The following is a 13,371-nucleotide window of genomic DNA, read 5'->3' as shown; positions in this document are numbered from 1 at the left end:
TTAAAGAAAACAAAAAAGAGCGAGATTAATCGCTCTTTTTTTATATCTAGATATCTAAGAAAAACCAATAGCAGTGCTATTAGCTCTATCGCAGTCATCTGATTTATAGTTGAGACTACTTTTTCTTAGTCGGACGCTGCCAGTTGGCAATCTTGCGCTCTTTCGCACGGCTGATAACTAGCTCATTTTCAGAAACATCGCGCGTTACTGTAGAGCCCGCACCGACAGTTGCGCCGTTGCCAATAGTAACAGGTGCGATTAATTGGCTGTCTGAGCCAACAAATACGTCATCGCCAATGATGGTCTTAAACTTGTTCGCGCCATCGTAGTTACAAGTGATAGCACCCGCACCCACATTTACACGTTGACCGATCTCAGCATCACCTAGGTAAGTAAGGTGATTCGCTTTAGAACCCTCACCAAGACGAGTGTTCTTCACTTCAACAAAGTTACCTACATGCGAATTGTTACGCATGTCAGCTCCTGGACGTAAGCGAGTGAAAGGACCAACCGTACAGTCTTCACCAATTGTCGCACCTTCGATTACGCTGTATGGGCGAACGATAGTGTTGTCATCAATCTCACAGTCTTTAAGTACACAACCAGTGCCGATAACCACGTTATCACCAATGCTTACGCTGCCTTCAATGATTACGTTGGTATCAATCTCAACATCCATACCACATTGAAGCTCACCACGTAGGTCAAAGCGGCTTGGGTCACGTAACATTACGCCTTGCTTCAATAGCTTGTCTGCTTGTTCAGCTTGGTAAGCGCGCTCTAGACGAGCCAGTTGTGAGCGGTCGTTCACGCCTTCAACTTCAATGGGGCTTACTGGATGTACAGCCTCAACCGCACGACCTTCATCGTGAGCCGCTGCAATAACGTCAGTCAGGTAGTATTCACCCTGTGCGTTATCGTTGCTTAGGCCAGACAACCAACGCTTCAGATCGCCACCAGTAGCCACCATAACACCAGTGTTAATCTCTTTGATAAGCTTCTGCTCATCGGTTGCATCTTTTTGCTCAACGATAGCGACAACCGGGCCATTGCGACGAATGATACGACCGTAGCCCATCGGGTTGTCTAACACGACCGTTAGTAATGCGATACCACCGTTTGGTTGAGCGTCTAATAGGTTTTCAATGGTTTCTGGCGAGATAAGCGGAACATCACCGTATAGCACTAGTACTTTTTCATCATCAGCGAAATGTGCAGATGCCTGATCCACAGCGTGGCCAGTACCCAACTGCTCAGCTTGCAGTGCCCAATTTACAGACTCTTCAGCTAGAGTAGCCTTCATCTGATCACCACCGTGGCCGTAAACCAGGTTGATATTTTGAGCGCCTAAACCATTACATGTATCGATAACATGCTTCACCATTGGCTTACCCGCAAGCGTGTGCAGAACCTTTGGTGTGTTTGAATACATGCGAGTGCCTTTGCCCGCCGCGAGAATCACTGCGCTAAACTTCATTGTAAACCTATCCAACAGTATTTTTATTAAGCCGATATTGTAACCGTTTTTGGCCGAAAAATTAAATCACAATAACCATTTAACCAGTAGTGATGCTTAAAAGATGCATTTTTCAGAACCTAAAAATGCAAAAAGGCGACCCTTAGGTCGCCTTTATCTCAGAGTCTATAATCTTAAAAAAGATTAACGACGCTGTTTTGTCAGTTCGATAACTCGTAACTGAGCAATGGCTTTAGCCAGTTCACCGGCCGCTTGTGCGAAGTCTATGTCGCCATGCTGATTTTGGATATTCTCCACAGCCTTGCGTTTAGCTTCTTCCGCCTTTGCTGCGTCTAGCTCTTCACCACGGATAGCTGTATCAGCCAGTACAGTCGCTGTACCAGGCTGAACTTCTACCATACCACCAGAAACATAAATAATTTCTTCGTGGCCGTGCTGCTTAACAATACGCACCATACCAGGCTTGATAGCGGTCAGCAGTGGAGTGTGACCATGGAAAATACCAAGCTCACCCTCACTACCGGTCACCTGAAACGTCTCAACAAGACCAGAGAAAATTTGTTTCTCGGCACTTACAACGTCTAGGTGAAAGGTTATTGCTGCCATATCGCCTCCTAGTTAGCCTTATAGCTTCTTAGCATTCTCGATAGCTTCGTCAATTGCACCACAGTACATGAACGCTTGCTCTGGAATGTCATCGTATTCACCAGATAGAAGACCTTGGAAGCCACGTAGAGTCTCTTTAAGAGGTACGTAAACGCCTGGGTCACCTGTAAATACTTCCGCTACGTGGTAAGGCTGAGTTAGGAACTTCTCAATCTTACGAGCACGAGATACAACTTGCTTATCTTCTTCAGATAGCTCGTCCATACCTAGGATAGCAATGATATCTTTCAGCTCTTTATAGCGCTGAAGAGTAGACTGAACGCCACGAGCGATGTCGTAGTGTTCTTGTCCAACTACCAATGGATCCAGTTGACGTGAAGTAGAATCTAGCGGGTCGATCGCTGGGTATAGACCCATAGATGCGATGTTACGGTTAAGTACAACCGTTGCATCCAAGTGAGCGAACGTTGTTGCTGGAGACGGGTCAGTCAAGTCATCCGCAGGTACGTATACCGCCTGTACAGACGTGATAGAACCAGCTTTAGTTGACGTGATACGCTCTTGTAGAACACCCATTTCTTCAGCTAGTGTAGGTTGGTAACCTACCGCAGAAGGCATACGACCTAGAAGTGCTGATACTTCAGTACCTGCTAGTGTGTAACGGTAGATGTTATCAACGAACAGTAGAACGTCACGACCTTCGTCACGGAAACGCTCTGCCATTGTTAGACCAGTCAGTGCAACACGTAGACGGTTACCTGGTGGCTCGTTCATCTGGCCGTAAACCATCGCTACTTTTGATTCTTCAGGTTTTTCGATGTTTACAACACCTGCTTCCTGCATCTCAAAGTAGAAATCGTTACCTTCACGAGTACGCTCACCTACACCTGCAAATACAGATAGGCCTGAGTGTTGAAGTGCGATGTTGTTGATAAGTTCCATCATGTTAACGGTCTTACCTACACCAGCACCACCGAATAGACCGATTTTACCACCCTTAGCGAATGGACAAATCAAGTCGATTACTTTAACACCAGTTTCTAGAAGAGCTGTCTCGTTAGACTGCTCTTCGTAGCTTGGAGCTTCACGGTGAATGGCGTAATGCTCTTCAGCACCAATCTCGCCACACTCATCAATCGCGTCACCTAGGACATTCATGATACGACCCAATGTCTTAGTACCTACTGGTACTGAGATTGGAGCGCCAGTATTTTCAACTGTCAAACCACGACGTAAACCATCAGAGCTACCCATTACGATTGCGCGAACTACGCCACCGCCAAGTTGTTGCTGAACTTCAAGAACTAGACGCTCTTTCACTTCATTAACATTCAGAGCATCGTATACACGAGGTACTTCGCCCTGTGGGAACTCTACGTCGACTACCGCACCGATGATCTGTACGATCTTACCTGTAGCCATCGTTAATCCTCTAACTATTTAGTTTTACCTAAGCTTAAACCGCAGCTGCGCCTGAAACGATCTCAGAAAGTTCTTGTGTAATCGCCGATTGACGGGCTTTGTTATACACAAGTTCTAAGTCATCAATAATGTCACCAGCATTATCTGTTGCTGATTTCATTGCAATCATTCGAGCCGCTTGCTCACAAGCAAGGTTCTCGACCACACCTTGGTACACTTGAGATTCGACATAGCGAACCAATAGTGCATCTAGTAGTGGCTTTGGCTCGGGCTCATAAATGTAGTCCCAAGAATGACTGCGTTTCATTTCTTCGCTGTCTGATTTAGGCAAAGGAAGTAATTGATCGATCGTTGGTTCTTGAACCATAGTGTTTTCAAACTTGTTGAACACTACGAACAGGCGATCTAGTTCGCCTTCATCATATTTCTTCAGCATAACGCTCACAGAGCCAATCAAGTCTTCAAGGCTTGGACGATCGCCCAGACCAGAAACTTGAGCTGCTACTTTCGCGCCGCTGTTGTTGAAAAATGCTGTTGCTTTAGAGCCTACAATTGCAAGCTCAACATCAGCACCTTTCTCAGACCAATCTTTCATGTCGTTCATGGCTTTCTTGAACAAGTTAATGTTCAAACCACCACAAAGACCACGGTCTGTAGAAACGATGATGTAACCAACACGTTTGGCTTCACGTTCCTCAAGATAAGGATGCTTATACTCGAGGCTACCATTAGCCAAATGACCGATCACTTTACGCATTGTTTCTGCATATGGACGAGTAGCTTCCATTGCGTCTTGAGAACGACGCATTTTTGAAGCTGCTACCATTTCCATTGCTTTCGTAATCTTCTGTGTGCTTTTAACACTACCGATTTTATTACGTATCTCTTTTGCGCCGGCCATCGTTACTCTCCGTTAATGGTATGAGGTGGCCCTAAGACCACCTACCAATTACCAGGTCTGGGTTGCCTTGAAATCGTCAACAAGCTTCTTCAGCTCAGCTTCGATTTCTTTGTTGAAAGCACCCGTTGCGTCGATCTGTGTTACTAGATCAGCGTATTGACCACGAGCAAACGACAGTAAAGCAGCTTCAAAGTCTAGAACTTTAGAAAGTTCAACGTCTTGAAGGTATCCACGCTCTGCAGCGAAGATTACTAGAGCTTGGTCAAATACAGACATAGGAGCGTATTGCTTCTGCTTCATCAGTTCTGTAACTTTTTGACCGTGGTCTAGCTGCTTCTTAGTCGCTTCATCAAGATCCGAAGAGAACTGAGCAAATGCTGCAAGTTCACGGTATTGAGCTAGAGCAGTACGGATACCGCCAGATAGCTTCTTGATGATTTTAGTCTGCGCCGAACCACCTACACGAGAAACTGAGATACCTGGGTCAACAGCTGGACGTACGCCCGCGTTGAATAGCTCAGTTTGTAGGAAGATCTGACCATCAGTAATCGAGATTACGTTCGTTGGTACGAATGCAGATACGTCACCAGCTTGCGTTTCGATGATAGGAAGAGCTGTTAAAGAACCAGTCTTGCCTGTCACTTCGCCGTTAGTGAATTTTTCTACGTATGCTTCGCTTACACGAGCTGCACGCTCTAGTAGACGAGAGTGAAGGTAGAAAACATCACCTGGGAACGCTTCACGACCTGGTGGACGCTTAAGTAGTAGCGAGATTTGACGGTAAGCGACAGCTTGCTTAGATAGATCATCATAAACAATCAGTGCATCTTCACCGCGATCACGGAAGTATTCGCCCATCGCACAACCAGCATACGGTGCAAGGTATTGCAGCGCTGCAGATTCAGAAGCCGATGCAACAACAACAACAGTGTTTGCTAGTGCGCCGTGCTCTTCTAGTTTGCGAACTACGTTAGCAATAGTCGACGCTTTTTGGCCGATAGCTACATAGATAGAGAAAATACCAGAATCTTTTTGGTTAATAATCGCATCGATCGCCATTGCTGTTTTACCAGTCTGACGGTCACCGATTACTAGTTCACGTTGACCACGACCGATAGGGATCATTGAGTCAACAGACTTGTAACCAGTTTGAACAGGTTGATCTACCGATTTACGGTCGATTACACCTGGTGCGATAATTTCTACAGGCGAAGTCAATTTAGCTTCGATTGGACCTTTACCATCAATTGGCTCACCTAGTGTGTTTACAACACGACCAAGCATTTCAGGACCTACTGGTACTTCTAGAATACGACCAGTACCTGTAACTTTCATGCCTTCCTGTAGGTCAGCATACGGGCCCATTACAACAGCACCAACCGAATCACGGTTCAAGTTTAGTGCTAGCGCGTAACGGCCACCCGGTAGTTCGATCATTTCACCTTGCATCACGTCCGCTAGGCCGTGGATGCTAAGGATGCCATCGCTTACAGAAACGATAGTACCTTCATTGCGAGCTTCACTAACAACGTCGAAAGATTCAATACGTTGTTTAATTAGATCGCTAATTTCAGTGGAATTAAGTTGCATGCTCCAATCCCCATTAAGACTGCAATGCATCGCTCAGGCGGTCTAAACGACTGCGCGCTGAGTTATCGATGACTAGGTCTCCGGCTCGAATAATAACTCCACTAAGTAGAGTCTCATCTATACTGCAATTCAGCTGAACTTTGCGCGCTAAGCGCTGTTCCAATTTGCTGCTAATCTCTGCACGTTGCTCTTCAGAAAGTTCTACCGCTGAAGTTACTTCAACGTCGATCTCTTTCTCATACTCTTTTTTGAGTATAAAGAACTCTTTACAAACATCAGGAAAAGCCATTAAGCGGCCATTCTCTGCCATCACTTTAATTAAGTTCTGACCGAATTCATCAAATTGTTCGCCACAAATTACAATGAATACTTCAGCTAATTTTTCAGCAGTCATAGAACCGCTTAATAAATTGTGAACATCATCATTTTGTGCCACTTCGGCAGCAAAAGTAAGCATTTGACCCCATTGGTCTAGCTCACCTTTATCTACCGCAAAGTCAAACGCTGCTTTAGCATAGGGGCGTGCGATTGTAGTCAAATCAGACATATACAGCCCCTTGCTTTAAAGTTTTGCAGTAATGTTGTTAAGAAGATCATCGTGTACATCTTTATCGATTGTACGTTCAAGGATTTTCTCAGCACCAGCTATAGCCAGAGTTGCGACTTGTTTGCGCAGGTCATCACGGGCACGTGTACGCTCTGCTTCAATTTCTGCTTCAGCTTGCGCTAAGATCTTCTGGCGTTCTGCCTGAGCCTCTTCGCGTGCTTCATCAATAATTTGAGCTTTACGTTTGTTTGCCTGATCAATAACCTCAGTTGCAGTGCGCTTTGCTTCTTTCATTTGCTCAGAAGCGTTGGCTTGTGCCAGGTTCAAGTCTTTAGCAGCGCGTTCAGCGGCTACCAGACCGTCAGCAATTTTTTTCTGACGTTCTTCAATTGCTTGCATGATTGGTGGCCATACATATTTCATGCAGAACCAAACAAACAGTGAAAAAGCAATTGCTTGACCTAGCAGAGTTGCGTTCATATTCACAACAGCTACCCCTCGTTAAGAATCAACTACAAAAATTTAATTAACTATTTAGAAGTTAATTAGCCTGCTAGTTGACCAACAAATGGGTTAGCAAACGTGAATAGTAGTGCGATTACGATACCGATCATTGGAACAGCATCCAATAGACCAGCGATGATGAACATCTTAACTTGTAGCATTGGAGCCATTTCAGGTTGACGCGCAGCGCCTTCTAGGAATTTACCACCAAGAATAGCAAAACCAATTGCAGTACCTACGGCACAAAGACCAACAATGATAGCAACAGCGATTGCTGAAAAACTTAGTACAGTTTCCATTTACGTTCTCCGATTAACATTAATAGTTAGAATAAAGCTTAAAAATTTTTTAGTGATCACTATCTTCATGAGCCATTGATAAGTAAACGATTGTCAACATCATGAAAACAAACGCTTGAATCAAAATAACCAAGATATGGAAGATAGCCCAAGGTAGTGCACCTACCCATTGTAAGTACCACGGTAGCATTGCCGCGATAAGAATAAACACCACCTCACCCGCAAACATATTACCAAATAAACGCATACCTAGAGATAGTGGCTTCGCTAATAACGAAATTACCTCAAGTACCAAGTTAAATGGAATCATGATTGGGTGATTAAATGGATGCAGTGCCAATTCTTTAGCAAATCCGCCTAGACCTTTCACTTTGATGCTGTAGTAGATCATCAGAGCAAAAACACCTAAAGCCATTGCCATTGTTATATTAACATCAGCTGTAGGAACCACTTTCAAGTAAGGGATACCTAGCCAATGCTCTGCAGGATATGGTAAGAAATCGATAGGCACTAAGTCCATCAAGTTCATAATGATAATCCAGCAGAATATAGTCAGTGCTAGTGGGGCAATCAGAGGGTTGCGGCCATGGAAAGTTTCTTTAACGTTGTCACCAACGAATTCCACTACCATTTCAACAAAACACTGAAGCTTACCAGGTACACCTACTGTTGCTTTCTTAGCGACTGAGCGAAAAACCCAAAGGAATAACATCCCTGTCAACACCGAAAAAAACAGACTGTCTATATGTACGTTCCAGAAACTTGTCTCCTCTACAAGACCAAACTTAGCTAAAGAAAGGTTTTGTAAATGGTGTTCAATGTATCCGGATGCTGTTGGCGCAGCCATAACTCATCCTATTTTTTATTGTTAATGAAAAGCACTGGCGCAAAGATATTAATACCTAGAACCAGTAAATAGGTCAGTTTGAGGGGAATTAATTCCACCTGCATATACATGTAGACGATAGAGAATAGTAGAACTGTGATTAAGATTTTGAGCGCTTCACCTGCATAGAACGACGCCGCAACTAACTTAGTTGCGCGAGCTCCACAAAATAGAAAAGCACACACACAAAAAACTACATTCGCGATGACAAAAATACCGCCACCGATTAATGCAGCAAAACCCCAATCAGGATTAACAGCTAAACCTAACCCTATCGCCACTAATATAACCGCGCTAAGCTCGATCAATAACATTTGCTTTGCAAGCACTCGTCCTGGTCTTGCTAACGCCGCTACCATGTATTCGTTCCTCTTTTAAGCCTACTTTGATACTCGCTTAAAAGCGTGCTGATAAATTGGCGAAAATTATACGTTCAGCCAAATTGATTGCAATAAGAATGCAGCAATCATTTACATTTTTGTATACAAACCGACAACTTTTGTACGAAATCACTTGTTCATTACATAATTGACCTAAATCAATTATCTCACTTAGTACTCTAATTTAGCAATAAGTTGATCTAATTTGTGAGGCTCATCAAGAGTAATTGTCACTTTTGACTTCCCACTAACAGAACGAGTAACTGAAACGTTTGCTTGCAATTTTTCCGTGAGTCTTCGTGAAAGTTCGATAGCTTCAGTGTCTTCTTGCTTCGATTCTGATTCAACGTCTGGCTTTAAGCACTTTTTAACAAGCTGCTCAGTTTGACGCACGGTCATTTTTTTGGTTGCCGCAGTGTTTGCTGCCTCAACCTGGGTATCGCCTTCGAGCGCAAGCAATGCTCTAGCATGCCCCATTTCCAGGTGTTTGTTGGAAACTAAACCTTTTACTTCATTTTCGAGCTGATTTAGACGTAATAAGTTACTAACCGTTGCTCTCGATTTACCGATCACTTCAGCAACTTGTTGATGTGTCAGCTCAAATTCGTTCTGCAAGCGCTCTAACGCTTGTGCTTCTTCTATAGCATTCAAGTCTTCACGCTGAATGTTCTCGATCAACGCCATCGCAATCGCGGCCTTGTCTTCGACTCTCTTAATTAGACATGGCACTTGCTTAAGGCCAGCTTGACGAGCAGCTCTCCAACGACGTTCGCCAGCAATAATCTCAAACTGGTCGTGTGCTAAGGGGCGTACAACGATTGGCTGAATAATACCTTGAGATTGGATTGATGCTGCCAGCTCTTCTAGCGCTTCCGGCGCAATATCCTTACGCGGTTGATATACACCTGGCTTTAAGCAACCAACAGCCAATTCGATAAGCTCACCATCAGCCGACAACGCCTGACTATAAGAAGCAACTTGCTGCTTTTCACGAGCTAATGAGCTAGTTGCAAGCAATGCATCTAGCCCCTTTCCTAAACCACGCTTAGACATTGAGCGAATTCCTTTGGTTGGACCTATACTGGGACTTCTTCACGACGTAACATTTCGCCAGCAAGAGCAAGATATGCCTTAGCTCCTGCAGAATATTTGTCGTAGTACATTGCTGGCTTGCCATGACTCGGCGCTTCTGCCAGACGCACATTTCTAGGGATCACAGTTCGATAGACTTTGCTACCGAAGTGCTTTTTGAGTTGATCAGATACTTCGTTCGATAAGCGGTTACGAGGGTCGTACATAGTACGCAGAAGACCTTCAATCTTCAGATTCTCATTGACCACCGCAGCGAGCTTGCTAATGGTATCCATCAACGCAGTCAAACCTTCCAGAGCAAAGTATTCACATTGCATAGGAACCAATACGGAATCGGCCGCAGCCATCGCATTAATTGTAAGAAGATTTAATGACGGTGGGCAATCGATAAAGATGAAATCATAGTTATTACGAATGGATGCCAACGCGTTCTTTAGGCGAACTTCACGAGCAAACACTTCCATCAATTTGATTTCTGCCGCTGTAACATCACCATTTGCGGCGATAAGGTCATAATTGCCAGATGTACTTCGGCAAACTACCTCATCAAATGGGGTGTCTTCAACTAGCAAATCGTAAGCAGTTGCTTCAACCTGATACTTGTCAACACCGCTCGCCATCGTGGCATTACCTTGAGGATCGAGGTCAACAACCAATATCTTGCGCTTTGTTGCCGCCATTGATGCTGCTAAGTTAATGCAAGTTGTTGTTTTTCCTACGCCACCCTTCTGGTTGGCAATTGCTACGATTTTACCCACTATGGCCTCGCTGATTATCCCTGACGCGATAAAGTAACTAGATGACGCTCTCCATCAAGCTCTGGCACTTGCAAAGCTTTAATGTCTGTCACTGAACACCATTCAGGTAACAGGTCGATTTCGTCTCTAGGATGTTGTCCCTTAAGAGCCAAAAATACACCGGATTGCTCTTTAGGTAAATGATGACACCACTCTACCATGTCTGTCATTGATGCAAATGCGCGACTGAGCACGGCATCAAACTTTTCTTCTGGTTGAAATTCTTCAACGCGACTTTGAATCGGCACCACGTTGTCGATACCCAGCTCATGAATCACTTGCTTGATAAAACGAATACGCTTACCCAAGCTGTCTAGCAAGTAAAACTCGCAGTCAGGATTCATGATTGAGAGCGGAATCCCAGGAAGACCAGGGCCTGTGCCAACGTCAATAAAGCGCTTGCCTTGTAAGTGAGTGCTAACAATGATGCTATCTAAGATATGTTTCACCATCATTTCTTGCGGATCACGAACTGACGTCAGATTGTATGCTTTGTTCCACTTGTTTAGTAACTCAACGTAGCCAACCAATTGGCTGCGTTGCTTTTCAGATACTTCAAGTTCAGTCTGGCCAATCAGGTGATCCAGTTTTTCGCGTAATGCGCTCATTATGCTTCCTCACCTTTTTTCAACAGGCCGTGTTTTTTCAAGTAAACCAACAGAATTGAAATTGCAGCAGGTGTGATACCTGAGATTCGCGATGCAATACCAATTGAGTCTGGTTTAGCGGTAGTTAGTTTAAGAACCACTTCGTTAGAAAGCCCTTTTACCTTACTGTAATCGATGTCAGCCGGCAGTTTGGTGTTTTCATGACGCAGTGATTTTTCAATTTCATCTTGTTGACGTTGGATATAGCCATCGTACTTCACTTGGATCTCAACTTGCTCAGACGCTTGTTGATCTTCCAGTGCAGGACCAAAACGATCCAACGACGTTAGCTGTGAATAAGTCATTTCAGGACGACGAAGAAGATCTTCACCACTCGCTTCACGAGACATTGGTGTTTTCAGGATCTGGTTCAATTGATCAATATCTTCAGATTTTGGATTAATCCATGTTTCTTTAAGACGTTGACGCTCTTTCTCCATGTTTTCCATCTTCTCGTTGAATCGCGTCCAACGAGCATCGTCGACCAAGCCAAGTTCACGTGACTTTTCAGTCAAACGGATATCAGCGTTGTCTTCACGAAGCAACAAGCGGTACTCCGCGCGAGATGTAAACATTCGGTACGGTTCTTTAGTACCCATCGTCGACAAGTCATCGATAAGTACACCCATGTAAGCTTGATCGCGGCGTGGGCTCCAGCCCTCTTTGCCTTGCGTAAACAAACTCGCATTCAAACCGGCCATTAAGCCTTGTGCTGCAGCTTCTTCGTAGCCGGTGGTGCCATTGATTTGCCCCGCAAAGAACAGACCCTTAATAAACTTGGTCTCGTAAGTCAGTTTAAGATCGCGAGGGTCAAAGAAGTCGTACTCAATCGCGTAGCCAGGACGGACGATGTGTGCGTTCTCAAAACCTTTCATTGAGTGAACGATTTTTACCTGAACATCAAACGGCAAACTGGTTGAAATACCATTCGGGTATAACTCGTGCGTCGTTAGGCCTTCAGGCTCAATGAAAATTTGGTGACTGTTTTTATCAGCAAAGCGCATCACTTTATCTTCAATCGACGGACAGTAACGAGGGCCAATACCTTCAATCACACCTGCGTACATCGGGCTGCGATCGAGATTGGCACGAATAACGTCATGCGTATTTTCGTTAGTGTGTGTGATGTAACATGGAATCTGACGCGGCTGCTGAGCTCGGTTACCCATGAATGAGAAAACCGGAGTCGGATTATCGCCGTGTTGAACCTCAAGCTCAGAAAAATCAACGCTGCGTGCATCGATGCGAGGAGGTGTACCCGTTTTCAGGCGATCAACACGAAATGGAAGATCACGAAGACGGTCAGCGAGCGCGATCGATGGTGGATCACCAGCACGTCCACCCGATGAACTTTCCATACCAATATGAATCTTACCGCCTAGGAATGTGCCTACCGTTAAGACCACAGCATTAGCGCGGAATTTGAGGCCCATTTGTGTAACCACACCCACCACTTGATCTTGTTCAACGATCAAGTCATCAACCGACTGTTGGAACAGAGTTAGGTTTGGTGTGTTTTCAAGAACATTACGGACAAAGGCTTTGTAAAGTGCGCGGTCAGCTTGTGCACGAGTTGCACGTACCGCAGGGCCTTTTGATGCGTTTAATGTTCTGAACTGAATACCTGCATGATCAATAGCTTGCGCCATTAATCCACCCATAGCATCGACCTCTTTTACCAAGTGGCCCTTACCGATCCCACCAATGGCTGGGTTACAAGACATCTGTCCCAACGTATCGATATTATGAGTTAGTAATAACGTACTTTGACCAGTACGTGCAGATGCGAGTGCGGCTTCCGTTCCTGCATGGCCACCACCAACAACGATGACGTCAAATTTTTCGTGATAAAGCATGAACCGACCTCAGGTACTCAAACGTTTCTAGATTGATAAAAAGGAGCGATATTCTACCTGTTTTCATAGCTTGAGAAAACGTTTTTGGAATTTTTCGAAAAAGCTGTTTTTAATTAATATAGATAAGATCTTTAGAGAGATCTTTTATTAGATCTATTATTAGGATCGAGGGTGTCTGTGGATAAGTAGAAAATGATCAACAAGATCATGGATCTTTTTTGGATCAAAGGGTGTGATCTAACTTTGATCACAATGAGGATTAGCTGGGATCAAAATGGCTACTTATACACAAGGAGAAATTACCTAGAAAGTTGTTATTTGGATAACTATAGGTTGATCACCGTATATGTATGATCTTATCCACAGA

Annotated in this window: 14 protein-coding genes; all 14 read right to left on the bottom strand. The window is 44.4% G+C overall.

What is annotated here, in order from left to right:
- Window positions 1-115: 115 nt before the first annotated feature.
- The 14 genes from glmU to mnmG all read right to left on the bottom strand — a co-directional run bounded on the left by glmU (window position 116) and on the right by mnmG (window position 13,004).
- The gene (gene glmU / locus ACED42_RS07520; RefSeq protein WP_029222948.1) at window positions 116-1,477 is read right to left on the bottom strand and encodes a bifunctional UDP-N-acetylglucosamine diphosphorylase/glucosamine-1-phosphate N-acetyltransferase GlmU; all 1,362 of its coding nucleotides are present in this window, start codon (window positions 1,475-1,477) and stop codon (window positions 116-118) included.
- A 183-nt stretch (window positions 1,478-1,660) separates the two neighbouring features.
- Window positions 1,661-2,083 (bottom strand): F0F1 ATP synthase subunit epsilon, encoded by a 423-nt coding sequence (locus ACED42_RS07515; protein ID WP_004735742.1) that lies wholly within the window; start codon window positions 2,081-2,083, stop codon window positions 1,661-1,663.
- A gap of 18 nt (window positions 2,084-2,101) precedes the next feature.
- Complete coding sequence (gene atpD / locus ACED42_RS07510; protein WP_009848119.1) at window positions 2,102-3,505, bottom strand: F0F1 ATP synthase subunit beta; 1,404 nt, start codon at window positions 3,503-3,505, stop codon at window positions 2,102-2,104.
- A gap of 34 nt (window positions 3,506-3,539) precedes the next feature.
- Window positions 3,540-4,406, bottom strand: coding sequence for a F0F1 ATP synthase subunit gamma (gene atpG, locus ACED42_RS07505; RefSeq protein WP_009848120.1), 867 nt, complete (start codon window positions 4,404-4,406; stop codon window positions 3,540-3,542).
- Between the two features lie 48 nt (window positions 4,407-4,454).
- A complete protein-coding gene (gene atpA, locus ACED42_RS07500) occupies window positions 4,455-5,996 on the bottom strand; it encodes a F0F1 ATP synthase subunit alpha (protein ID WP_009848121.1) in 1,542 nt (513 codons plus the stop codon).
- A gap of 13 nt (window positions 5,997-6,009) precedes the next feature.
- Window positions 6,010-6,543, bottom strand: a complete 534-nt coding sequence (gene atpH / locus ACED42_RS07495; RefSeq protein ID WP_009848122.1) for a F0F1 ATP synthase subunit delta — start codon at window positions 6,541-6,543, stop codon at window positions 6,010-6,012.
- A gap of 15 nt (window positions 6,544-6,558) precedes the next feature.
- Window positions 6,559-7,029: a F0F1 ATP synthase subunit B gene (gene atpF / locus ACED42_RS07490; RefSeq protein WP_010433231.1), complete on the bottom strand. Its 471-nt coding sequence runs from the start codon at window positions 7,027-7,029 to the stop codon at window positions 6,559-6,561.
- 59 nt (window positions 7,030-7,088) lie between these two features.
- Window positions 7,089-7,346: a F0F1 ATP synthase subunit C gene (atpE, locus tag ACED42_RS07485; RefSeq protein WP_004411110.1), complete on the bottom strand. Its 258-nt coding sequence runs from the start codon at window positions 7,344-7,346 to the stop codon at window positions 7,089-7,091.
- A gap of 49 nt (window positions 7,347-7,395) precedes the next feature.
- Window positions 7,396-8,193, bottom strand: coding sequence for a F0F1 ATP synthase subunit A (atpB, locus tag ACED42_RS07480; RefSeq protein ID WP_009848124.1), 798 nt, complete (start codon window positions 8,191-8,193; stop codon window positions 7,396-7,398).
- 8 nt (window positions 8,194-8,201) lie between these two features.
- Entirely contained in the window at window positions 8,202-8,591 is a 390-nt protein-coding gene (locus ACED42_RS07475; protein WP_008221392.1) for a F0F1 ATP synthase subunit I, read from the bottom strand.
- 192 nt (window positions 8,592-8,783) lie between these two features.
- Window positions 8,784-9,665 carry a ParB/RepB/Spo0J family partition protein gene (locus tag ACED42_RS07470; RefSeq protein WP_012605105.1) on the bottom strand — a complete coding sequence of 294 codons (882 nt, stop codon included), beginning with the start codon at window positions 9,663-9,665 and terminating at the stop codon, window positions 8,784-8,786.
- 23 nt (window positions 9,666-9,688) lie between these two features.
- On the bottom strand, window positions 9,689-10,462 hold the full coding sequence (locus tag ACED42_RS07465) for a ParA family protein (protein WP_009848126.1): 774 nt from the start codon (window positions 10,460-10,462) through the stop codon (window positions 9,689-9,691).
- A 14-nt stretch (window positions 10,463-10,476) separates the two neighbouring features.
- A complete protein-coding gene (gene rsmG, locus ACED42_RS07460) occupies window positions 10,477-11,109 on the bottom strand; it encodes a 16S rRNA (guanine(527)-N(7))-methyltransferase RsmG (RefSeq protein WP_009848127.1) in 633 nt (210 codons plus the stop codon).
- Window positions 11,109-13,004: a tRNA uridine-5-carboxymethylaminomethyl(34) synthesis enzyme MnmG gene (gene mnmG, locus ACED42_RS07455; protein ID WP_012605106.1), complete on the bottom strand. Its 1,896-nt coding sequence runs from the start codon at window positions 13,002-13,004 to the stop codon at window positions 11,109-11,111. The genes rsmG and mnmG overlap by 1 nt, the downstream gene beginning before the upstream one ends.
- Window positions 13,005-13,371 lie beyond the last annotated feature (367 nt).

The sequence above is a fragment of the Vibrio sp. FF145 genome (genome assembly GCF_041439075.1).
Classification (GTDB): domain Bacteria; phylum Pseudomonadota; class Gammaproteobacteria; order Enterobacterales; family Vibrionaceae; genus Vibrio; species Vibrio tasmaniensis_A.
Note: the sequence above shows the minus strand (reverse complement) of the source record. Positions and strands in the feature narration are given on the sequence as shown.